The organism is Escherichia sp. MOD1-EC6475 (assembly GCF_003046645.1).
Taxonomy (GTDB): domain Bacteria; phylum Pseudomonadota; class Gammaproteobacteria; order Enterobacterales; family Enterobacteriaceae; genus Escherichia; species Escherichia ruysiae.
In genome coordinates this window covers 138060-159997 of the sequence record NZ_PZKQ01000011.1, presented here as the reverse complement: position 1 = coordinate 159997, position 21938 = coordinate 138060, and the positions used below count along the sequence as shown (strand labels likewise).

Below are 21938 nucleotides of genomic sequence, written 5' to 3'. Positions count from 1 at the left end.
GAGTCGCTTATCGACATTTATTTACGATTATTTACCGACCTGGTGACCGATAATACCACCAACTGCTGCACCACCTAATGTACCCAGCGTGCTGCCATCAGTCAGTACTGCACCACCTAAAGCCCCTGCACCCGCACCGATTGCGGTGTTACGGTCTCGTTTTGACCAATTAGAACAGGCGCTTAGAGACATTGCCAGTGTAATTGCCAGAACAGCTGCGGTCATTTTTTTGCTCGTTACAAACATAATACTCTCTCCTGAATTTATGATTCACGGAAGTAAGCTCTCTATAACTATAATAGTTTAGAATACGCCTGGTAAAATAATTCCGTGAAATCTTCTCGCGCGCAGGGTTATATCACGCAGGTGATAGTGACTTCCTGTTATATCGCTGATAATAAGTTTATAACTTTAGGATGTTAATAACAGGTAAATAGTCTTAATTATCAACCAGGAATCATCTTAGAGCGGATGATTTGCGTCGGGGCAAACCATCCGTAGGGAGGGAAAGTGATTATATGTCAACGACGTGAACGATTAATTTACTGTGTTCCAAAAGCATCATATCGCTGGCGCGAATCTTCGAATCGGTTATAACACTTTTGATTCTCTCCACAGGACCGATGGAGTAAGAGTGTACGGCACCAAACTTAGAACTGTCAGTCAGGACTATGGTTTCGCATTCTTTTTCCAGCACGGCATTGACCACATCGGTACGCATCATGTCGCGACCTGTAAATCCAGTTTCAGGTTGCCAGCCATCGATACCAATAAATGCCTTACTGAAATGCACCTGTTGGATGCACTGACGTGTCAGTGGCCCAACCATACTTTCGCTTTTTTTCTGGTACACGCCGCCAAGTAAAATGACCTCACAAGGCGCGTCTTTCAGTAAATGCGCTATATAGCTGCTGACCGTAATGATGGTGACATTTTTCTTCTGCTCACCTAATGTGCGAGCCAGAAGGGCGTTACTGCTACCATTCTCGATAAAGATGGTTTCACCCGGTTGAACCAGTGAGGCGGCAAACTCGGCGAGTTCACGCTTCAGCGTATAATTACTCATCATACGGGTTTCGACGTCATCACTATCAAGCGAAACTGCAAAGCCATGTGCACGGCGTAGATAGCTAAGTTTTTCGAGGGTGTTGAGATCCTGGCGAATGGTAACTTCGGAAACTCCAGTGGCTTTCGCCAGATCGGTTACGCTAACCTGACCCTGCTCAATGACCATCTGTAGAATAGTTTGTTGTCGGGAATTCATCGCTGTAATTCTTATAACGTTATAATACTAAATAAAAAATGCTGACGTGCCGGGCATCCTTAAATAGGGAAAACTGAAAGCACGATTGTTAAATCTCCCACGGTGCCTTCGGGATGTCTGGCGTAGATGCAGCAACCTGGCGCAACAGTTCTGCTTTAAGTATCTCGAGATTATGGATCGCAGAGTGGTAATCGCCCGCCACAAGGATATCTAACACAATATCAATACGTTCGGCAACGCGTTGGGCATCAAATTCAGACATCAGGGTATCCTCAAGGCAAAAAGTGAAAATGAATAATGCAAAAATTGCCGCTAAAAGAGAAGTGCTTAACGACAAAGGCTAATTATCATTCATTAATACGATATGTAATGGAATTATATACCGTTACATTTATATATTCGTCTCTTTATGCGCGCTTCAGATAACGTTTATACCAGCGTTCGAAAGCTACGGCAGGCATCGGTTTGGCAAACAAAAATCCTTGTCTCTCATTGATGCCATTTTTGGTCAAAAAGGCATCTTCTTTTGTACTCTCTACACCTTCGGCAATCACCTGAAGATTGAGCGCCTGAGCCACGGCGACGATCGCACGTACCAGCGACTGCGAGACTGGCTGTTTGTGAATATCACGAACAAAAACCTGGTCGAGTTTTATAGCATCGATGGGGAATCGTGCCAGTTGGGAAAGAGAAGAGTAACCCGTGCCGAAATCATCCAGATGAACCTGTGCGCCTAATTGACTGAATTGCTGAATAACGGAAAGCGCCAACTGATCGTTTTCAATCAGACAGCTTTCAGTCAGTTCGACATCAATAGGGCAATACTCAAATTTAAGTTCCTGGAGTACCTGTTTCAGGTCAGTGAAAATGGTTTGATCGGCGAGTTGGCGTGCTGAGACATTCACCGCCACCCGAAGATTAATACCTTTATCTCTCCATTTTGCAACCTGACGCACGACGTCGAGAATAACCCAACGGCCCAGTGGCACAATCAGACCAGACTCTTCGGCATAGGAAATAAAGTCCAGAGGGGGAATTAAGCCACGTTCGGGGGACTGCCAGCGTACCAGAGCTTCCAGACTGCGTACTTCACCGCGCCAGGTGATTTTCGGCTGATAGTGAATGACTAACTGATCGTTTTCCAGTGCTTTACGCAGGTTGGTATCCAGCCACAGATACTCAAATACCCGTTGATTCATTTCCGGCGAAAAGACGCAAAATTGTCCTCGTCCGCCTTCTTTGGCACTGTACATTGCCGTATCGGCATGGCGAATAATCGCCGCGCTGTCTGGACCGTGTTGCGGTGAAAGTGAAATACCAATCGAACAGCCAGTATAAACTTCGATTAAACCGATGCGAAAGGGTTGGCGCAGGCGGGTCAAAATCCGCGATGCCATTGCTTCCAGGGCACTTTGTGAGGTGTCTGGTGCGAGTACCAGAAATTCATCGCCGCCAAGACGTGCCAACACCTGATCCTGTTCAAGACAGCTTAAAATGGCCAGTGAAACCTCGCGTAACAGCTGGTCGCCAAACAAATGCCCGTAGGCATCGTTCACTTTTTTAAAATTGTCTAAATCGAGATAAACCACTCCGACCTTACTCTCGTCGGTCTGATTAATGGCGTAGTCGATTAATTCCTGCATTGCGTTACGATTCGGTAGCCCGGTGATGCTGTCAGTGTTAGCCAGGATTCGCAATCGTTCCTGGGCGTGACGTTCTTCGGTGATATCGGTGCCGGAACAGATTAAATAGATCTCATTTTTGCCGCTACCGCTGTGGACAAATTTGTTGCGAAACAGAAACAGTCGCTGACCTTTGCGCGTCTGTACCCAACGCTCGACTTCATAGGCGTTGCCACTACGAAAAAAACTGCTGTTGTTACGCCGTGAGATCGCAGCTTCACGGCGACTCATAAACAATTTAAACACGCTTTGCCCAATGACATCGTGTTCTTTCAGCCCTGTATATTCTTCACATAACCGATTAAAACGCTGGATATTTCCCCGGCTGTCCAGAATCACAATTGCGGAATGGGCTTCAGAAACTACCTGTTCGGCAAAGGAAAGTCCGTGTGATAAATCACGAGCAACTGCCGGTGTATCATGCCATGCCGACGCGTTGCCACCCCATTCGCGCTTATTGATTTTTCGTCCCACCAGATGGACAGAAAGGTCGCTCTCATCGACTGTCAGACTCATCATCAGGCTGGAGGTGATGACCGTCATTTCCCGGATGCGAGCAGCCTGTTCGGCGGATAACTGCAGAGTACGTTCAGGTTCTGTTGTTTCAGTGGTGGAAAAGCGCAAAACATCACTGTTTTCCGACAACCGCCAGTATGGGTTGTGCGATCCGAGAAAGTTGTACAACGTTGTGGACTCCCTAACGGTTTTCATGATGCATACCCTACGGTTAACGGCGAACCATGCCATTAAATGAAAGGTCCAACATGACTTACATGAAATTGATGTCGGCTAAACGTATTGTTTTTTTTATATATTTATTTGTAATCCAGTTTTGGGAAAACGCCAGTTTTCAAACGGAAGTCATTAAAAAAAATCTGCTGAGATAAAACGAATGCGAAGGGAGGGGGAAAGCAAACGGCCCATCCGTAATGAACGGGCCGTGAAGGGGGATTACGCGACCGGGCGCGCAATAATACTGCGGGTTTCCATGCGTACTTCGGCGATGGTGACGTCGATAACGTCGGTTACTTTGTAAACTGTTTCACCTTTGATTTGTACGGTGCCGTTTTCCTGACTGCAAACCAGTTCATCGCGCACAGCGTGTAAGAATGGTGCAGGGATAAAGGCAATAGCGCCGTTATCGACCAGCCGCACACGCATACCGCCACGGCTGATATCGACGATTTCTGCCGCAAAACGGGTGTCGGTTCCGGCTTTGTCTTTCAGGAAACGTGCGTATAACCAGTCGCCGACATCACGTTCTGCCATCCGGTTAAGACGGCGACGCTCTGCCATTTGGACGGTGATTTCATCCTGCGGGCGCGTCGCTGTTTCGCCTTTGATGATCGCTTTCAGCAGACGATGGTTGATCATGTCGCCATACTTACGAATCGGTGAAGTCCAGGTGGCATATGCTTCCAGACCGAGGCCAAAGTGAGGGCCTGGTTCGGTGCTGATTTCTGCAAAAGACTGAAAACGGCGAATGCGGCTGTCAAGAAAACCTGTCGGTTGCGCATCCAGCTCACGGCGCAGTTTGCAGAAGCCGTCCAGTGTGAGCACTTCTTCGGCGTCAACATGTAGGCCGTGCGTTTTCAGTAATGCTGCCAGCGCGTCGGCATTTGCCGGATCAAAGCCCATATGTACGTTATAGATACCGAAACCGAGCTTATCGCGCAGCACGCGAGCCGCACAAATGTTAGCGGCGATCATCGCTTCTTCGACGATACGGTTAGCAATACGACGCGGTTCAGCGACGATATCCAACACTTCACCTTTTTCACCGAGAATAAAACGGTAATCCGGGCGATCTTTAAACACCAACGCATGGTTATTACGCCATTCGCCGCGACGCTGGCAAATTTGCGCTAACAGGCGGATTTGTTCCGCAATCGCATCACTTTCTGGCTGCCAGTCACCGGTGTTTTCCAGCCAATCGGAAACCTGGTCATAAACCAGCTTGGCTTTGGATTCGATGGTAGCAGCAAAAAATTCGATGTCGTCTTCAATGGTGCCGTCAGCGGATAGCGTCATCCGACATGCCAGCACCGGACGCACTTCATTGGCACGCAGGGAGCAGAGGTCGTCGGAAAGTTCCCGTGGCAGCATTGGGATATTGAAGCCTGGCAGATAGTTGGTGAACGCACGAATTTTCGCGGCTTTGTCCAGCTTGCTGCCTTCTGCGATCCACGCGGTTGGGTCGGCAATCGCGACAATCAACTGTAGTTTGTCATCCGGCAACGCCTTAGCGAAAAGGGCATCATCCATATCCTCCGTGCTGGCGCTGTCAATGGTGACAAAGTCCAGAGCAGTCAGATCTTCACGTTGCAGACCTTCATCGAGCATTTCGGTAGCAACACCGTCTGGCGCTTCTTTTTCCAGATTATGGCGTGCCAGGGTTACCCACCACGGTACGAAGTGGTCGTCACCAAAAGTGATGTATTGTGTCAGTTCCGCATAGAAGGAGCGATCGCCTTTCAACGGATGGCGGCGCATTTCGGCAACCGCCCAGTCGCCTTCTTTAAACTCATGGGTCAGGCCACGAGCCGCGCGACAAGGAATGGCGTCTTTTAAGAGTGGATGATCAGGAACGATGGCCAGACGGTCATTTTTGCCCCGAACCTTACCCACGAAACGAGTCAGAAACGGTTCAACCAGTTCTTCTGGCTCTGCGGATTCACGTTCTTTTTCACTGTGGATCACCGCGATAATTCGGTCGCCATGCATGACTTTTTTCATCTGCGGCGGCGGAATGAAATAACTTTTCTGTGCGTCGACTTCCAGGAAGCCAAAGCCTTTTTCAGTGGCTTTTACCACCCCTTCAGCGCGGGGCGTCTGGGAGTGCAGTTGCTGTTTAAGCTGCGCTAGCAGCGGGTTGTCCTGAAACATAATTGTCTATTTTGGTGGCCATTAGAGCGGCTGACAGTTTTACGCGATTCTGCCTGACGCAGCAAGGTTAATGTGTTTCACCCAACGCGATTTTTAAGCGATTTATCCAACCACAAAACCCGCTCCATACCAGCAGATTGATAACCTGAGCTGATGATATTTCATGTTCGAGTAATGGGCTAAACTGGGCGGCGCTAAAGCGATCGGGTGCTCGTGTCAGCCATTGTATCGCCTGAACGGTAGCGCGCTCAACAGAATGACGGTCAGCCCATTGGTTTATTTCGTTTTCGCCCTGACGCAAAATGCATATTGCTTCTTTATATTCAAAATTTGAATGAATTAAAGAGGTGAAACAGGCAACGCTACCATTAATTCGCGCACTGAGTAAGGCAGCAAGTTGATGGCTGGATTTTGTTGTTACCAACGAGCTGGATAGCAACGTCACAAAGAGTGAAAGTGAGGCAGGGTGCAGATTCAGGATTGCTACCAGTTGGCGAAGTTCGGATGGTAACTGTCGGTGAGCATTCATCTCTTGCTCTTGCGAAGATATCTCCACTTCGTAGCAGGCACGCCAGCCAGTTGATGCTTCAGCAAAAAGTGAACCGTCTGCGTAGCTTTGCACTTCCCGACCGGGTAGCCAGCGTATCGGTTGCTCAAGATAAGCCTGAAATGTGGCGATCGCTCGTGCCTGAAAACCAACAAAGCCGATGATTTGGTTGATAATTACACAATCCCAGGCGGTAAGCCCGACATCGTTAAGATGCTGGCGGGACTGACCGTCGATGATTGATGGAGAACCGGCCAGTTGACGGGCATATTGCGTGATTTGCGCCAGCCGATGATTGCTTTCCCTGGAGGAGTCAGGCCCGGGAAGCGGTGTCAGACGCGCGGAATAGTAGTTGCATAGCCGCTGGACGCCGCAGACCTGAGCAACGGTCAGTGCGGTCGTCAGGCGTTCATAGGCGGTGAATGTCTGTAAACGGGTCACCGCAAGCTGGTCGGGGAAGAATTCTACAGCAAGAGCACGCGCCGGGATCAGCCACGAATGAAAGGGATCAAGTGTTTCTTCATCAAGGATCACGTCGAGCAGAAAAGGATCGGTTACCTTTGCGGCTCCCGGAACCAGTGGCAAAACGTCATACTCCGAAGTACTGGATTGCGTTTCATGATACCAGTGGCTTTTGCCGGTAATGTGGCGTTGTTCCATGGGGACTCCTTGGTCGTAAAGGAAATCGTTATCCTGACGCAAGGCTGGGAGGGGAGAAAGACGGATCGGCGATAACAAATATCAGAAAGGTATAACAGAGAAATCGGGCGGCAGAACGCCGCCCATCTTTATCAATAGAACGATTATTTCAGTTCCAGTTCGTTCATGGCAGCAATGCTGAAACCGCCGTCAACGTGAACGACTTCACCGGAGATACCTGCGGAGAGGTCGGAGCACAGGAACGCTGCAGAGTTACCCACATCTTCGATGGTAACGGTACGACGAATCGGTGTAACCGCTTCGCAGTGAGCCAGCATTTTACGGAAGTCTTTGATGCCAGAAGCCGCCAGAGTACGGATCGGACCAGCAGAGATGGCGTTAACACGCACACCTTCGGGACCCATCGCGTTAGCCATATAGCGTACGTTCGCTTCCAGAGACGCTTTTGCCAGACCCATAACGTTGTAGTTCGGGATAGCGCGTTCGGCGCCCAGGTAGGAGAGGGTCAGCAGGGCAGAACCCGGATTCAGCATGGAACGGCAAGCTTTTGCCATTGCAACGAAGCTGTAAGAGCTGATGTCGTGGGCAATTTTGAAGCCTTCACGGGTAACGGCGTTAACATAGTCACCATCCAGCTGATCGCCAGGTGCAAAACCAATAGAGTGTACGAAGCCGTCAAATTTCGGCCAGACTTTACCCAGTTCAGCGAACATGGTGTCGATGCTGGCATCTTCGGCAACATCGCACTGCAGAACGATGTCAGAACCTAATTGAGCGGCAAATTCTTCTACGCGGCCTTTCAGTTTGTCGTTCTGGTAGGTGAATGCCAGTTCAGCTCCTTCGCGGTGCATCGCCTGAGCGATACCGTAGGCGATGGACAGTTTGCTGGCAACACCGGTTACCAGAATGCGCTTACCGGAAAGAAAACCCATAGCTTTAATCCTTATTGTTGATGCTTGTTGTGCCTGAAAATCAGGCGATTCGTCGTTTTAGTAAACAGTACGAACAGATAAACGGTTATTATAATCAACCAGGCTGTAGGTGGCTATAGTTGAGCTTTCTGTACGGGGGAGAATCAGCGGTACAGAGCATTTTGCGACGCCCGCAAGGGGCAGGTTGTGGAAATATCTTATAGAGTCTGGCTTTAAAACTATTTGTATTACTTCCGGTAAGTTTGATGATGAAAACAGACGCGGATTTATCAGCCCTGGCTTCTGTTGTGTCATCGGCAATTAATAATCTGGCGAAAACAAGTCGCGGTCTTTCTCTGATGAACTGACATCAACGAAATATTTCAATCATCTTCACAGAACCTCCACAATCTCTTCATTATCAGAACATGCACCATGAATAGTATAAAAATACTTTCCATTACTTTGGAGAAACGTATAATTAGCCTAAATGAGAACGATCATTCTCACTAAGTGAAAGGGCAGGAGACAGAGATGACCAGTAATCTGGAGATACGTCACAAACAGCGTCAGGATGAAATCATCAACGCCGCCCGTCGGTGTTTTCATCGCTGCGGTTTTCATGCCGCCAGTATGTCGCAAATTGCCAGCGAAGCTCAGCTTAGCGTCGGGCAGATCTACCGTTACTTCGCCAATAAAGACGCCATTATTGAAGAGATGGTTCGCCGTATCATCGACTTCCGTATTGCCCAGATGGACATTGACGCGCGTACCGATCGCTTCCCGGAAGTCCTTGCCTTGCGCAAATCCTTAAATGAGGACGACGACGCGTTGATGCTGGAAGTGGCTGCAGAAGCCACACGCAACCCACGGGTGATGGCTATGCTTGAGGAAGCTGACGCCAGAATGTTTGCTAACGGTTGTGCGCATATGAAAAGAATGCATCCCCATCTTAGCGATGAGCACATTCGATGTTGCGTTGAAGTGCTTGCTACCATGGTGGAAGGTACGGTTTATCGTCGCTTAACACCGCAAAAAAGCGATCCACAACGTCTGCAGGAAATATATCAGGATATTATTAGTATGTTGATAAATAAATAAGGACAGAATTAACCGATAGCGGGGGATATTAATCCCCCTTATTTCATTGCGAAATTTATTTCGCGATGCGGGCTCGTTATATCTGAATATCCCTGAAATATCCTCATTAATTTTAATGAGGAGGGTATTTTCACCCTGGAGAAAATAATGAAGTATATAGCAACGTCTGTAGTGGCAATGCTGCTCTTATCTGGTTGTGATAATACGCAAAATAACAATTCATCCCCGTCGGAAACAGAAGTGGGCGTTGTTACGCTCAAATATCAACCGGTTTCGGTCGTTAGTGAATTAACCGGACGCACCAGTGCTGCGCTCAGTGCTGAAGTACGTCCGCAGGTTGGGGGGATTATCCAGAAACGCTTGTTTAAGGAAGGCGATCTGGTCAAGGCCGGACAGCCGCTTTACCAGATTGATTCGGCCAGTTATCGGGCGGCATGGAATGAAGCTCGTGCCGCGTTGCAACAGGCGCAGGCACTGGTAAAAGCCGATTGCCAGAAAGCGCAGCGTTATGCCCGACTGGTGAAAGATAACGGTGTGTCACAACAGGATGCTGATGATGCTCAGTCTACCTGTGCACAAGATAAAGCCAGTGTAGAGGCGAAAAAAGCCGCACTGGAAACTGCCCGCATTAATCTTGACTGGACCACGGTGACCGCGCCGATTTCCGGGCGCATAGGCATTTCATCGGTGACGCCTGGCGCACTGGTGACCGCGTCGCAGGATACGGCGTTAACGACTATTCGTGGTCTGGAAACGATGTATGTTGATCTCACTCGCTCCAGTGTCGATTTACTGCGTCTGCGCAAACAGTCACTGGCGACAAACAGTGACACCATGAGCGTCTCACTTATTCTGGAAGATGGCACAACCTACAGCGAAAAAGGCCGTCTGGAACTGACTGAAGTGGCTGTGGATGAATCTACCGGTTCGGTGACATTACGGGCGATTTTCCCTAATCCACAACAGCAGTTATTACCAGGCATGTTTGTTCGCGCTCGTGTCGATGAAGGCGTGATGGAAGACGCTATTCTCGCGCCTCAACAGGGCGTGACGCGCGATGCTAAAGGCAATGCTACCGCGCTGGTGGTGAATAAAGACAATAAAGTAGAGCAGCGCACGCTCGAAACGGGAGAAACTTATGGTGATAAATGGCTGGTGTTGAACGGTCTGCACAACGGTGACCGGCTGATTGTCGAAGGTTCCGCCAAAGTGATTTCAGGGCAGACCGTCAAGGCCGTTGAGGTTCAGGCTAATGGAGGCAACGCCTGATGTTTTCGCGTTTTTTTGTTCGCAGACCCGTCTTTGCCTGGGTTATCGCCATCTTGATTATGTTGGCGGGTATTCTGGCTATTCGCACATTACCCGTCGCGCAATATCCTGACGTTGCACCGCCGACTATTAGAATTTCAGCCACTTATACCGGAGCTTCAGCCGAAACGCTGGAAAACAGCGTAACTCAGGTTATCGAGCAACAACTTACCGGGCTGGATAATTTGCTCTACTTCAGCTCCACCAGTAGTTCGGATGGCTCAGTCAGTATTAACGTGACGTTTGAACAAGGCACGGACCCTGATACCGCGCAGGTGCAGGTACAAAATAAAATACAGCAGGCGGAGTCACGTTTACCGAGCGAAGTGCAGCAAACCGGCGTCACAGTGGAGAAATCACAAAGCAACTTTTTGCTGATTGCTGCCGTATATGACACTACCGATAAAGCGACCAGTTCCGATATCGCTGACTGGCTGGTGAGTAATCTTCAGGACCCGCTGGCGCGTGTTGAAGGTGTAGGTAGCCTGCAAGTTTTTGGGGCTGAATATGCTATGCGCATCTGGCTTGATCCCGCCAAACTGGCCTCATACTCGCTGATGCCATCAGATGTACAAAGTGCAATTGAAGCGCAAAACGTACAGGTTACTGCCGGGAAAATCGGCGCTTTACCATCATCGAACACGCAACAATTGACGGCAACAGTTCGTGCTCAGTCACGCTTGCAAACCGTTGAGCAATTTAAAAATATCATTGTTAAAAGCCAGTCCGACGGCGCAGTTGTTCGCATAAAAGATGTGGCTCGCGTCGAGATGGGGAGCGAAGATTATAACGCCATCAGTAAGTTGAACGGTCATCCGGCCGCAGGGGTAGCCGTGATGCTCTCTCCGGGGGCGAATGCGCTGAATACGGCGACGTTGGTCAAGGATAAGATTGCCGAATTCCAGCGGAACATGCCACAGGGATACGACATTGCTTACCCGAAAGACAGCACTGAATTTATTAAAATCTCCGTAGAGGACGTAATTCAGACGCTGTTTGAAGCCATCGTTCTGGTGGTTTGCGTAATGTATTTATTCCTGCAAAACCTGCGCGCTACGCTGATCCCGGCGTTAGCCGTGCCGGTCGTTTTGCTGGGGACGTTTGGTGTCCTTGCGTTGTTTGGCTATTCGATTAATACCCTTACCTTGTTTGCAATGGTGCTGGCGATCGGCTTGCTGGTGGACGATGCCATTGTGGTGGTGGAGAACGTCGAACGTATTATGCGCGACGAAAGATTGCCTGCCCGTGAAGCCACGGAAAAATCAATGGGCGAAATTTCTGGCGCACTGGTTGCTATTGCTTTGGTGCTGTCTGCCGTATTTCTGCCAATGGCGTTCTTTGGGGGATCTACGGGGGTAATTTATCGTCAGTTTTCGATAACTATTATCTCTGCAATGCTGCTTTCCGTGGTGGTCGCATTAACGCTGACTCCTGCGCTTTGTGGTTCTGTCCTCCAGCATGTCCCACCGCATAAAAAAGGCTTCTTCGGTGCATTTAACCGTTTTTACCGTCGTACTGAAGAAAAGTATCAGCATGGCGTCCTTTATGTTTTGCGTCGGGCGGTGCGGGCTATGGGTGTCTATGTCGTGCTGGGCGGTGGAATGGCTTTGATGATGTGGAAACTGCCGGGCAGTTTCTTACCCACTGAAGACCAGGGCGAAATCATGGTGCAGTACACGCTGCCAGCCGGAGCGACCGCCGTTCGTACAGCAGAAGTAAACCGTCAGATTGTTGACTGGTTCCTGGTAAACGAAAAAGCAAACACCGATGTCATTTTTACCGTTGATGGTTTTAGTTTCAGTGGTAGCGGACAGAACACCGGGATGGCGTTTGTCTCGTTGAAAAACTGGTCACAGCGTAAAGGCGCTGAAAATACCGCCCAGGCCATTGCCTTACGGGCAACCAAAGAGTTGGGGGCAATTCGTGATGCTACGGTGTTTGCCATGACGCCGCCTGCGGTTGATGGTCTGGGGCATAGCAATGGCTTTACGTTTGAATTAATGGCAAGTGGTGCGACTGACCGCGAAACCTTACTTCAAATGCGTAATCAGTTGATTGAACAGGCTAATCAAAGCCCTGAGCTGATTTCTGTACGTGCCAATGACCTGCCGCAAATGCCGCAATTGCAGGTAGATATTGATAACAATAAAGCCGTATCGCTGGGTTTGAGCTTAAGCGATGTCACCGACACGCTGGCCAGCGCGTGGGGCGGTACTTATGTGAATGACTTTATTGACCGTGGTCGTGTGAAAAAAGTCTACATTCAGGGCGACAGTGAGTTTCGTTCTGCGCCGTCAGACTTAGGGAAATGGTTTGTGCGCGGGAGCGATAACGCCATGACGCCGTTCTCTGCTTTTGCCACTACGCGTTGGATCTACGGCCCGGAAAAACTGGTGCGCTACAACGGTTCTGCGGCTTATGAAATTCAGGGGGAAAATGCGAGCGGTTTTAGTTCTGGCGACGCGATGGCAAAAATGGAAGCTCTGGCAAGCAACCTTCCGGCAGGAACAACCTGGGCCTGGAGTGGCTTGTCATTGCAGGAGAAACTGGCCAGCGGTCAGGCACTGAGTCTGTATGCGGTCTCTATTCTGGTGGTTTTCCTCTGCCTTGCAGCACTGTACGAAAGCTGGTCAGTCCCGTTCTCGGTCATTCTGGTGATCCCGTTGGGGCTACTTGGTGCGGCGCTGGCGGCCTGGATGCGTAATTTAAACAACGATGTTTACTTCCAGGTGGCGCTATTAACCACCATCGGTTTGTCGTCGAAAAATGCCATTCTGATTGTGGAATTTGCTGAAGCGGCGGTGGCTGAGGGCTATTCCCTGAGCCGTGCGGCATTACGCGCGGCGCAGACCCGTTTACGCCCAATCATCATGACCTCGCTGGCGTTTATTGCGGGGGTAATGCCGCTGGCGATGGCAACCGGCGCAGGTGCGAACAGCCGCATCGCCATTGGTACGGGCATTATTGGCGGTACGTTGACCGCTACATTACTGTCCATCTTCTTCGTTCCTCTGTTTTTTGTCCTGGTTAAACGTTTGTTTGCCGGTAAACCGCGCCGTCAGGAGTAAGTTATGTTGCGTCGTTCTCTTATTTTTCTGGTGCTGTTGAGTGCGGGATGCGTCTCGCTCGATCCCCACTACAGCACGCCTGAATCCCCAATCCCGGCGACCTTGCCAGGAGCACAGGGGCAGGGGAAGGCAATCAGCCATGACTGGCAACAGGTGATCCACGATCCCCGATTGCAGCAGGTGGTGACCATTGCACTGAACAGTAACCGCGATGTGCAAAAAGCGATTGCTGATATTGACTCAGCACGGGCGCTATATGGCCAAACTAATGCGTCGTTATTCCCGACGGTAAATGCGGCTTTAAGCTCGACCCGCAGTCGTTCGCTGGCGAATGGCACGGGAACCACTGCCGAGGCGGATGGCACGGTGTCCAGCTTTACGTTAGATCTGTTTGGTCGTAATCAGAGTTTGTCACGGGCGGCGCGAGAAACCTGGCTTGCCAGTGAATTTACAGCCCAGAACACCCGTTTAACGCTGATTGCCGAAATCAGCAACGCCTGGCTGACCCTGGCGGCCGATAACAGCAACCTGGCTCTGGCAAAAGAAACGATGGCCAGTGCAGAGAACTCATTGAAAATTATCCAGCGCCAGCAGCAGGTTGGCACGGCTGCAGCGACAGATGTCAGTGAGGCGATGAGTGTTTATCAGCAGGCGCGCGCCAGCGTTGCCAGCTATCAGACACAAGTGATGCAGGATAAAAATGCTCTGAACTTACTGGCAGGTACTACGCTTGCGGAAAATCTGCTACCGGAAACACTGGAAAGCCTGCCGGAACAGATGATAAGCCTGGTTCCTGCGGGAGTGTCATCTGACGTTCTGCTGCGTCGCCCTGATATCCAGGAAGCAGAACATAATCTGAAGAGCGCCAATGCTGATATTGGCGCCGCGCGGGCTAACTTTTTCCCGACTATTTCGCTGACTGCCAGTGCGGGTGTTGGCAGTGACGCATTATCGTCGCTGTTCAGCCACGGAATGCAGGTTTGGTCATTCGCGCCCTCGGTAACATTACCGCTGTTCACCGGCGGCAGTAATCTGGCGCAGCTTCGTTACGCTGAAGCACAAAAACGCGGGCTTATTGCCACCTATGAGAAAACCGTTCAAAGCGCGTTTAAAGATGTCGCTAACGCACTGGCTCGACGGGCCACGCTTGAAGAGCAACTGGATGCACAGCGTCAGTATGTCAAAGCTGAGCAACAAACGGTCGATATTGGCCTGCGTCGCTATCAAGCCGGCGTCGGTGATTACCTGACCGTGTTGACGGCACAACGCAGCTTGTGGAGCGCGCAGCAGGAGTTACTGGCACTGCAACTGACAGATTTTACAAACCGAATCACGCTCTGGCAGTCGCTGGGCGGCGGCATGTCATCACTCAAGTAAGGAATAGTATGGCTAGAGTTTCTCTTTCATGGGCATTGATTCTCGGTCTTTTAGCCGGTATCGGCCCGATGTGTACCGACCTTTATTTGCCTGCATTACCTGAGATGTCGGAACAACTGGCGACAACCACGACCATAACGCAATTAACGCTGACTGCGTCACTGATCGGTCTTGGCGTCGGACAACTGTTATTTGGCCCTTTGAGCGACAAAATAGGGCGTAAACGTCCGTTAATCTTGTCGTTGTTATTGTTTATTGTCTCCTCCATTTTGTGCGCGGCAACTAACAATATTTACTGGCTGGTAGTCTGGCGTTTTATTCAGGGGATCGCGGGGGCAGGTGGTTCGGTGCTCTCCCGTTCTATTGCTCGTGACAAATATCAGGGAGTCACGCTGACCCAGTTCTTTGCGCTTTTAATGACGGTGAATGGCCTGGCTCCGGTGTTGTCGCCAGTGCTGGGCGGTTACATTGTCAGCGCCTTTGACTGGCGTATTTTATTCTGGGTGATGGCAGGAATTAGTACCGTACTGTTGCTGGGCTGCCTGTTATTTATCAATGAGACGTTGCCAGAAAATAAAAGGGGCTCATCATTGCTACTAACCGGACGAAGTGTGGTGCAGAACCGCCGTTTTATGCGCTTTTGCCTGATTCAAAGTTTTATGCTGGCAGGTTTGTTTGCGTACATCGGCTCTTCGTCTTTCGTGTTGCAGAAAGAATTTGGCTTTAGCCCAATGCAATTCAGCCTGGTATTTGGCCTTAACGGCATCGGACTTATCATCGCTTCATGGATCTTCTCACGGCTAGCCCGACGGATTAACGCGATGAATTTGTTGAGAGGCGGCCTGGTAGCGGCGATTCTGTGTGCATCGCTCACTGTCTTGTGTGCATGGTTGCAGTTACCCATTCCGGCACTGGTGGCATTATTTTTCACCATCGCATTTTGTAGCGGCATAGGCACTGTTGGTGGGGCAGAAGCAATGAGTGCGGTAGGGACACAAGAATCAGGAACGGCGTCTGCGCTGATGGGGATGAGCATGTTTGTCTTTGGCGGTATAGCCGCGCCGTTATCGGGGGTAGGTGGGGAAACTCTGTTAAAAATGAGCCTGGCAATTACGGTGTGTTACACGCTGGCATTGCTGGTTGCACTCACCAGAATCGGCAATCAGAAGTAATGGCTTAATGAATACCTCATTCTGGCGGGGATTTCCCTGCCAGAATGAGGTGCAGAACACTAACGATCTTTACGCCACGCATCCGCCGTCAACGCTTCGCCAAAGTGCCCGGAAATGAGCCGTTTGGTGAGTTCATGTAGCGGCGATGCCAGCACGTCAGCCGTACTACCGCGCTCGACCACCTCGCCCTGATGCATGACCAGAACCTGGTCGCTGATATGCTTCATCATCCCGATATGCTGGGTAACATAAATATAAGAAATGCCCTGTTTCTCTTGTAGCTCCAGCATCAGATTAATCAACTGCGAACGCATCGACATATCCAGCGAGGCGAGAGCTTCATCCGCGATAATGACTTTTGGGCGCAATATCAGCGCGCGCGCCAGACCCAGACGTTGTTTTTGCCCTGGTGCCAGCATATGCGGATAGTAACTGACGTGATCCGGTAGCAGCCCGACCATACGCATTGTTTCAATAATCTGTTTGCGGCGCTGTTCAGGCTCCAGATCGGTGTTCAAACGCAGAGGAAAATCCAGGATCTGCGAGATACGCTGACGCGGATTCAACGAGGTCGAAGGATCCTGAAAAATCATGCGAATCCGCTGGCTGCGGAAGGAGTAATCGCCAAAATGCAGCGGATGATCGTCAATCAATAACTCACCGCTGGTTGGCTCAATCATTCCTGCCAGCATTTTCGCCAGCGTCGATTTACCGGAACCGTTTTCACCAATAATCGCCAGCGTCTGGCGTTCACGTAGCGTAAAGCTCAAGGGTTTTACGGCTTCTACGGTCTGACGACGAAACCAGCCAGTTCGGTAGCGGAACGTTTTGCTTAAATTACGCACTTCGAGCAGAGTTTCTATCATCTCACTCTTTCTCCATGTTCAGCGGGAAATGACAGGCATAGAGATGATTTTTCGCGCCCGTCAGGCGCGGCGTCACTATACATTCTCGTTGTGCATACGGGCAACGTGGCCCCAGACGACAACCTATGGGCAATTGTTCCAGAAGCGGGATTGCACCAGGCAGCGTATTGAGGCGACTTTTATGCGGCATTGCGCTGCCGAAATCTGGTATCGCGCGGATCAGCGCCTGGGTATAAGGATGATGCGGCATCGTCACCAGCTCCTTACTCGGCGCTGTTTCCACGGTTTGTCCGCAGTAAAGCACGTTGATTTTGTCCGCCCATTGACTAAGCATTTGTAAGTCATGACTAATAAGCAAAATAGTGGTATTGCTGTTTTGATTCAAACGCGTCAGCAGGCGAAATATTTGCGCCTGGGTGGTTGGCTCCATCGAGTTTGTTGGTTCGTCAGCTATCAGCAGACGTGGTTGATTCGCCAGCGCGATGGCAATCATCACTTTCTGGCATTCACCTTCGGTCAACTCATACGGAAAACTGCGCATCGCATCTTTGTGATCTTTAATCCCCACGCGGTGCAGCAGCTCAATGGCACGGCGTTTGCGCCAGCCAAATCGCTGCCACCAACGGCCTTTATAGGTCCAGGCCGGGATGTTTTGCATTAACTGACGCCCCACACGTTCAGAAGGGTCTAGACACGATTGCGGTTCCTGAAAAATCATCGACACGTTGTGCCCAACCAGCTTGCGCCGTTCGCGCGCGGAGAGGCGCAGCAGATCGATGTCATCAAAACGCATACGGTCAGCGGTAACACGCCAGTTATCTTTATTGACGCCACAAATCGCTTTCGCAATCAAACTTTTGCCGGAGCCGGATTCACCAACAAGGCCACGGATTTCGCCCTCGGTTAAGGTCATACTCACGCGGTCAACGGCTTTAACCCACTCATCACCAGTTTTAAATTCAATGGTCAGGTTACGAATATCCAGTAACGGCATTATTCCACCCCCGCAATAATTGCACGACGCACACCATCACCAAGGAGGTTAACCAACAACACGCTGATCATAATTGCAGCACCAGGCAGCATGACGGTCCACGGGGCGACATAAATCAGTTCCAGCGCATCGCCGAGCATCGCTCCCCATTCAGGTGAGGGGAGTTGCGCGCCGAGATCAAGAAAGCCCAGTGCGGCGATATCAAGAATTGCCATCGACAGTGCGCGGGTGATCTCCGTGACCAGCCCTGCGGTGATGTTTGGCAGCACGGCAAACCAGAGAATATTCAGCGTCGTTGCACCATCCAGGCGAGCAGCGATAACGTACTCTTTTTCCAGCTCATCATGCACCATGCTGTAGACCGAACGCACCATACGCGGCAGTAGTGCCAGCCAGACGGCAAACATCGCGTGCGACAAACTCGGCCCGGCAAACGCCACAACGATAATTGCCAGCAGCAGGGACGGGATCGCCAGTAAGGTATCCAGAATATGATTAAGCACCGCTGACCGTAGACCATGCGTCGCGCCGGCGAAGGTGCCGAGCACCAGACCGCAGATGGTAGCAGCAAGTGTCACCACAAATGCGCCGCCAACGGTAGGCGCCGCGCCGCTCAATAAACGGCTTAAAACGTCGCGTCCGAGGTCGTCAGTCCCCAGGAAGAAAGAGACTTCGCCATAGCGAGACCATGACGGTGGCAACAATTGATAACCGAGAAACTGCTGGTCAATGCCGTAAGGCGCAAACCAGCCGCCAAAAATACACAGTACAGCCAGCCCCGCGCAGCCGTACAGGCCGACCATTGCAGCGGCGTCACCATAGAATTTGCGCCAGGCGGTACGTAGCGTGCCCGGCGGGCGCTTCTCGCTGTATACGCTATCGTAAGGCATACCATTCCTTATGTTTCAGAGGGTTAGCCATAGCACCCAAAATATCAGAAATCACATTAACAATAATGACCAGCGAACCACACACCATCACACCGGCGGAAATCGCTGCGTAATCTTGTTGGCGAATGGCGTTAATTAACCAGCGCCCCAAACCAGGCCAGCTAAAGACCATTTCGGTGATCATCGCCAGCGTCAGCATGGTGGAAAACTGCAAACCCAGACGAGGGATGACAGGGGGTAACGCGTTATGCAGCACATGGCGACGCAAAATAGTAAAGCGTGACAAACCACGAGTCGCCGCTGCTTTCACATAATTCTGGTCATAGACTTCGATGGTGCTGATACGCATCAATCGGATCACTTCAGTTGTTGGCGCAACCGACAGGGTGATGACCGGCAATACCATATGGCGTATTGCGCTCATGATCATTTCATCCCGCCACGGAGAGTCCGAAAGCCAGGCATCAATCAACGCAAAGCCGGTAACAGGTTTCACTTCATAGAGCAAATCGAAACGCCCTGAAACGGGCAGCCAGCCCAGCGTCAGCGAACAAAACAGCGTCAACAGAAGCGCCAGCCAGAAAACCGGGATTGAAAAGCCCAGCAACGCGATGGCATTGATCAAGTTATCTTGCCACTTATGGCGCGTAATTCCGGCAATCATGCCCACCGGGATGCCGACAATCAACGCAAAACCGAAAGCGAGAATGCATAGCTCAATCGTCGCCGGAAAGACCTCTTTTAACTGTTCGGCTATCGGCTGACCGTTAATGCTGGAAACACCAAAATCCCAGTGAATCAGGCCGTTAAACCAAAATACCCAGGCATTCCCCAGTGAAGCGCCTTGTAACGGCGCATGTGGCGTGAAATAGCTCAAACTGAAGCCAACAAAAGTCAGCAGGAACAAGGTCACGATCAATAATAAAACGCGGCGTAAGGTGAAGATAATCATGGTTTTTTCACCTCATTTTGCTTTTCGCGGTACACACCAGCGAAGGAGGCGTTACCAAATGGGCTAAGAACCAACCCTTTGATATCGTACCGATAGGCCTGCAAGCGTAGTGATGAGGCCAGCGGTAGAATGGGTAACTCCTGCGCCAGAATACTTTGCGCTTCGTCATAGGCTTCAATACGCGCCGCCAGTTGCTGCGAGGAGAGCGCCTTACGCAACACGCTGTCGAATTTCGGATCGCACCAGTGGGCAAGGTTGGTCTGCGAATGAATTGCCGCGCAGCTCAGTAACGGGCGGAAGAAACTGTCCGGGTCGTTACTGTCCGTCGCCCAGCCGGATAACGTCAGATCATGGCTCATATCCATCAACCGCGCCTCCTGAAAACGACCTTCTACCGGCACAATCACCACTTTCACGCCGACCTGCGCCATATCCGCCTGAATCAGTTCGGCAGTTTTCAGCGGACTGGGGTTCCACGCTTGCGAGCGTGTTGGCACCCACAGTTTCAGCGTTAAATTTTCCAGCCCCAACGCCTTCAACTGTTCGCGTGATTTCGCCGGATTGTATTCGGTAATTTTAGACTCGTTGTCATAAGCCCACGAGGCGCGCGGTAAAATAGAGGCTGCCGTTTCAGCCGTACCGTAATAGATAGATTGCATCAGGCGCTGGTTATTAATCGCCAGTGCCAGCGCATGACGTACTGCCGGATTATTCAGCGGTGGTTTGGCAGTGTTAAACGCCAGATAGGCGACGTTCATCCCCGGACGCAGCGTTAAACGCAAACGCGGGTCGTCGCGCAAAATAGACAGTTGGCTGGCAGCAGGCCAGGCCAGAACGTCACATTCACCGGTCAAGAGTTTCGACAGACGTCCGGTGCCACCAGAACCTAAATCCACCACCACCTGTGGCATCAACGGTTTGCCTCGCCAGAACTCATCATGCCGTTGTAAGCGAATATATTGTCCCGTGCGATTTTCCGACAGTTTATACGGTCCGGTGCCTACGGGTTGGCGGTCGAGTTGTTCCTGACGATCTTCTTTTTCTAATTTCTGCGCATATTCGGCAGACATTACCGACGCATAATGGGTCGCCAGGTGCCATAAAAAGGAAGCATCCGGCTGGGCGAGACGGAACTCAACGGTGTGATTATCCAGCTTGCGGACGCTTTTCACGTTATCAGCAAATTGCAGGCTGTCGAAATAGGGGAAGTTGCTACCGTTGACGTTATGCCACGGGTTGTTACGGTCAAAAATTCGCTGGAAGGTAAACACCACATCATCAGCATTCATTTTGCGAGTAGGCGTAAACCAGTCGGTTTTTTGAAACGGAACATCGTGACGCAGGTGGAAGCGATAGGTTGCGCCGTTGTCGAGCACTTCCCAGCTTTCGGCAAGTTCCGGCATCAGACGATAAGTATAGGGATCGACATCCAGTAGTCGATCATAAAACTGGGCGGCAAGGGTATCGACAATTAACCCACTGCTCGCTTTGGATGGGTTAAAGGTGTTGACCTGCCCGCTGACGCAATAGACAAAACCGCTGTCGCGGATATCAGCGTGCGGGGTGGGTTCAGGCGCGGCGATTGCCTGACCACTCACAAGTCCAGCAATCACCAAAAGAGACGATAATACCTGGCGCATAATATTAAGGGATTTTATGTAAAGAGGCTATCTTACTAATATTTAATGACATTTGCCATTACCGTTTGTGTTCAGGGGTCGCAATGAGGGCAGTATGGTTGGTTGTTGCACATGTGGCGTCGCCATCTGTTCAACATTCGTACCCGTGATTTCTCTATAACTATAACTCACAGAACTACTTAGCGAGGAACAGCGTGGCGCGATCGTGAGAAACCCATTAAAGCTGGGTTCATGTCATTTTTAGCCGGATGCGGCATGAACGCCTTATCCGGTCTGCGATACTGACCGGGCATCCGCAATTAAATGATTACTCATTACCCCATTGATTCAAAAACTCTGCGATCTCATCAATGCGTGCGGGATTAATCCCCGCTTCAGCGGCCATTTCATGCTGGGCTGCTTCGCTGATCTCTTCATTATTCATCAACCGGGTGAGCAGTAACTGGAAGTAGTGAGCCAGTGGCGTGCGTTCAGTTTCTGCGACAGGTTCTGCGCATTCAGTCGCGTACTCATCGGCAATATCAAAATATTTCAGTGGGATATCGTGGTTCATTTTTTGCCCTGGGGTTAATGCGTTAAGCATAAGGGCGGATGATAGCACTCGTGATCCGGGTCATACA

The 21938-nt window shown here is 50.6% G+C and carries 20 protein-coding genes; 7 read left to right on the top strand and 13 right to left on the bottom strand.

Translation table 11 applies throughout. The features are described from left to right. Positions 1-27: 27 nt before the first annotated feature. The 3 genes from osmB to A7589_RS03120 all read right to left on the bottom strand — a co-directional run bounded on the left by osmB (position 28) and on the right by A7589_RS03120 (position 1526). Entirely contained in the window at positions 28-246 is a 219-nt protein-coding gene (gene osmB, locus A7589_RS03130) for an osmotically-inducible lipoprotein OsmB (protein WP_000498252.1), read from the bottom strand. 268 nt (positions 247-514) lie between these two features. Beyond that, positions 515-1264, bottom strand: coding sequence for a DNA-binding transcriptional regulator YciT (gene yciT, locus A7589_RS03125; protein ID WP_001088635.1), 750 nt, complete (start codon positions 1262-1264; stop codon positions 515-517). Between the two features lie 88 nt (positions 1265-1352). Next, positions 1353-1526 (bottom strand): YciZ family protein, encoded by a 174-nt coding sequence (locus A7589_RS03120; RefSeq protein ID WP_001288366.1) that lies wholly within the window; start codon positions 1524-1526, stop codon positions 1353-1355. Positions 1527-1561: 35 nt separating this feature from the next. Here A7589_RS03120 and A7589_RS23645 point away from each other — a divergent pair, with 35 nt between their 5' ends. Next, on the top strand, positions 1562-1690 hold the full coding sequence (locus A7589_RS23645; RefSeq protein WP_235613308.1) for a hypothetical protein: 129 nt from the start codon (positions 1562-1564) through the stop codon (positions 1688-1690). Here A7589_RS23645 and pdeR read toward each other — a convergent pair. Next, positions 1672-3657: a cyclic di-GMP phosphodiesterase gene (pdeR, locus tag A7589_RS03115; protein WP_016158387.1), complete on the bottom strand. Its 1986-nt coding sequence runs from the start codon at positions 3655-3657 to the stop codon at positions 1672-1674. The genes A7589_RS23645 and pdeR overlap by 19 nt on opposite strands. 53 nt (positions 3658-3710) lie before the next feature. Between pdeR and A7589_RS03110 the strand changes: the two genes are divergently transcribed. Further along, positions 3711-3833 (top strand): hypothetical protein, encoded by a 123-nt coding sequence (locus A7589_RS03110; protein WP_000221850.1) that lies wholly within the window; start codon positions 3711-3713, stop codon positions 3831-3833. A gap of 64 nt (positions 3834-3897) precedes the next feature. Here A7589_RS03110 and A7589_RS03105 read toward each other — a convergent pair whose 3' ends face one another. The 3 genes from A7589_RS03105 to fabI all read right to left on the bottom strand — a co-directional run bounded on the left by A7589_RS03105 (position 3898) and on the right by fabI (position 7971). Further along, the gene (locus A7589_RS03105; RefSeq protein WP_108188724.1) at positions 3898-5832 is read right to left on the bottom strand and encodes an exoribonuclease II; all 1935 of its coding nucleotides are present in this window, start codon (positions 5830-5832) and stop codon (positions 3898-3900) included. A 67-nt stretch (positions 5833-5899) separates the two neighbouring features. Further along, positions 5900-7039, bottom strand: a complete 1140-nt coding sequence (locus A7589_RS03100; protein WP_000437864.1) for a CMD domain-containing protein — start codon at positions 7037-7039, stop codon at positions 5900-5902. Between the two features lie 143 nt (positions 7040-7182). Then, positions 7183-7971 carry an enoyl-ACP reductase FabI gene (fabI, locus tag A7589_RS03095; protein WP_000506490.1) on the bottom strand — a complete coding sequence of 263 codons (789 nt, stop codon included), beginning with the start codon at positions 7969-7971 and terminating at the stop codon, positions 7183-7185. 513 nt (positions 7972-8484) lie between these two features. Between fabI and A7589_RS03085 the strand changes: the two genes are divergently transcribed. The 5 genes from A7589_RS03085 (at position 8485) to A7589_RS03065 (ending at position 15976) form a co-directional block, all read left to right on the top strand. Beyond that, positions 8485-9051 (top strand): TetR/AcrR family transcriptional regulator, encoded by a 567-nt coding sequence (locus tag A7589_RS03085; protein ID WP_000203296.1) that lies wholly within the window; start codon positions 8485-8487, stop codon positions 9049-9051. 147 nt (positions 9052-9198) lie between these two features. Continuing rightward, the gene (locus A7589_RS03080; protein ID WP_000873795.1) at positions 9199-10320 is read left to right on the top strand and encodes an efflux RND transporter periplasmic adaptor subunit; all 1122 of its coding nucleotides are present in this window, start codon (positions 9199-9201) and stop codon (positions 10318-10320) included. Further along, positions 10320-13427: an efflux RND transporter permease subunit gene (locus tag A7589_RS03075; RefSeq protein WP_165797958.1), complete on the top strand. Its 3108-nt coding sequence runs from the start codon at positions 10320-10322 to the stop codon at positions 13425-13427. Before A7589_RS03080 ends, A7589_RS03075 begins: the two co-directional genes overlap by 1 nt. A gap of 3 nt (positions 13428-13430) precedes the next feature. Continuing rightward, positions 13431-14804, top strand: coding sequence for an efflux transporter outer membrane subunit (locus A7589_RS03070; RefSeq protein WP_000946221.1), 1374 nt, complete (start codon positions 13431-13433; stop codon positions 14802-14804). Positions 14805-14812: 8 nt separating this feature from the next. Further along, the gene (locus A7589_RS03065) at positions 14813-15976 is read left to right on the top strand and encodes a multidrug effflux MFS transporter (protein WP_000135026.1); all 1164 of its coding nucleotides are present in this window, start codon (positions 14813-14815) and stop codon (positions 15974-15976) included. 59 nt (positions 15977-16035) lie between these two features. On the opposite strand, the gene sapF is transcribed toward A7589_RS03065, so the two are convergent. The 6 genes from sapF to A7589_RS03030 all read right to left on the bottom strand — a co-directional run bounded on the left by sapF (position 16036) and on the right by A7589_RS03030 (position 21871). Then, the gene (sapF, locus tag A7589_RS03060; protein ID WP_000573415.1) at positions 16036-16842 is read right to left on the bottom strand and encodes a peptide ABC transporter ATP-binding protein SapF; all 807 of its coding nucleotides are present in this window, start codon (positions 16840-16842) and stop codon (positions 16036-16038) included. Position 16843: 1 nt separating this feature from the next. Continuing rightward, the gene (gene sapD / locus A7589_RS03055) at positions 16844-17836 is read right to left on the bottom strand and encodes a peptide ABC transporter ATP-binding protein SapD (protein ID WP_001128858.1); all 993 of its coding nucleotides are present in this window, start codon (positions 17834-17836) and stop codon (positions 16844-16846) included. Beyond that, positions 17836-18726 (bottom strand): peptide ABC transporter permease SapC, encoded by an 891-nt coding sequence (gene sapC, locus A7589_RS03050; protein ID WP_001146145.1) that lies wholly within the window; start codon positions 18724-18726, stop codon positions 17836-17838. The genes sapD and sapC overlap by 1 nt, the downstream gene beginning before the upstream one ends. Continuing rightward, on the bottom strand, positions 18713-19678 hold the full coding sequence (gene sapB / locus A7589_RS03045; protein WP_000583302.1) for a putrescine export ABC transporter permease SapB: 966 nt from the start codon (positions 19676-19678) through the stop codon (positions 18713-18715). Before sapB ends, sapC begins: the two co-directional genes overlap by 14 nt. Beyond that, positions 19675-21318, bottom strand: a complete 1644-nt coding sequence (gene sapA / locus A7589_RS03040) for an ABC transporter substrate-binding protein SapA (RefSeq protein ID WP_001250189.1) — start codon at positions 21316-21318, stop codon at positions 19675-19677. Before sapA ends, sapB begins: the two co-directional genes overlap by 4 nt. A 307-nt stretch (positions 21319-21625) precedes the next feature. Continuing rightward, entirely contained in the window at positions 21626-21871 is a 246-nt protein-coding gene (locus tag A7589_RS03030) for a YmjA family protein (RefSeq protein ID WP_016158382.1), read from the bottom strand. Positions 21872-21938 lie beyond the last annotated feature (67 nt).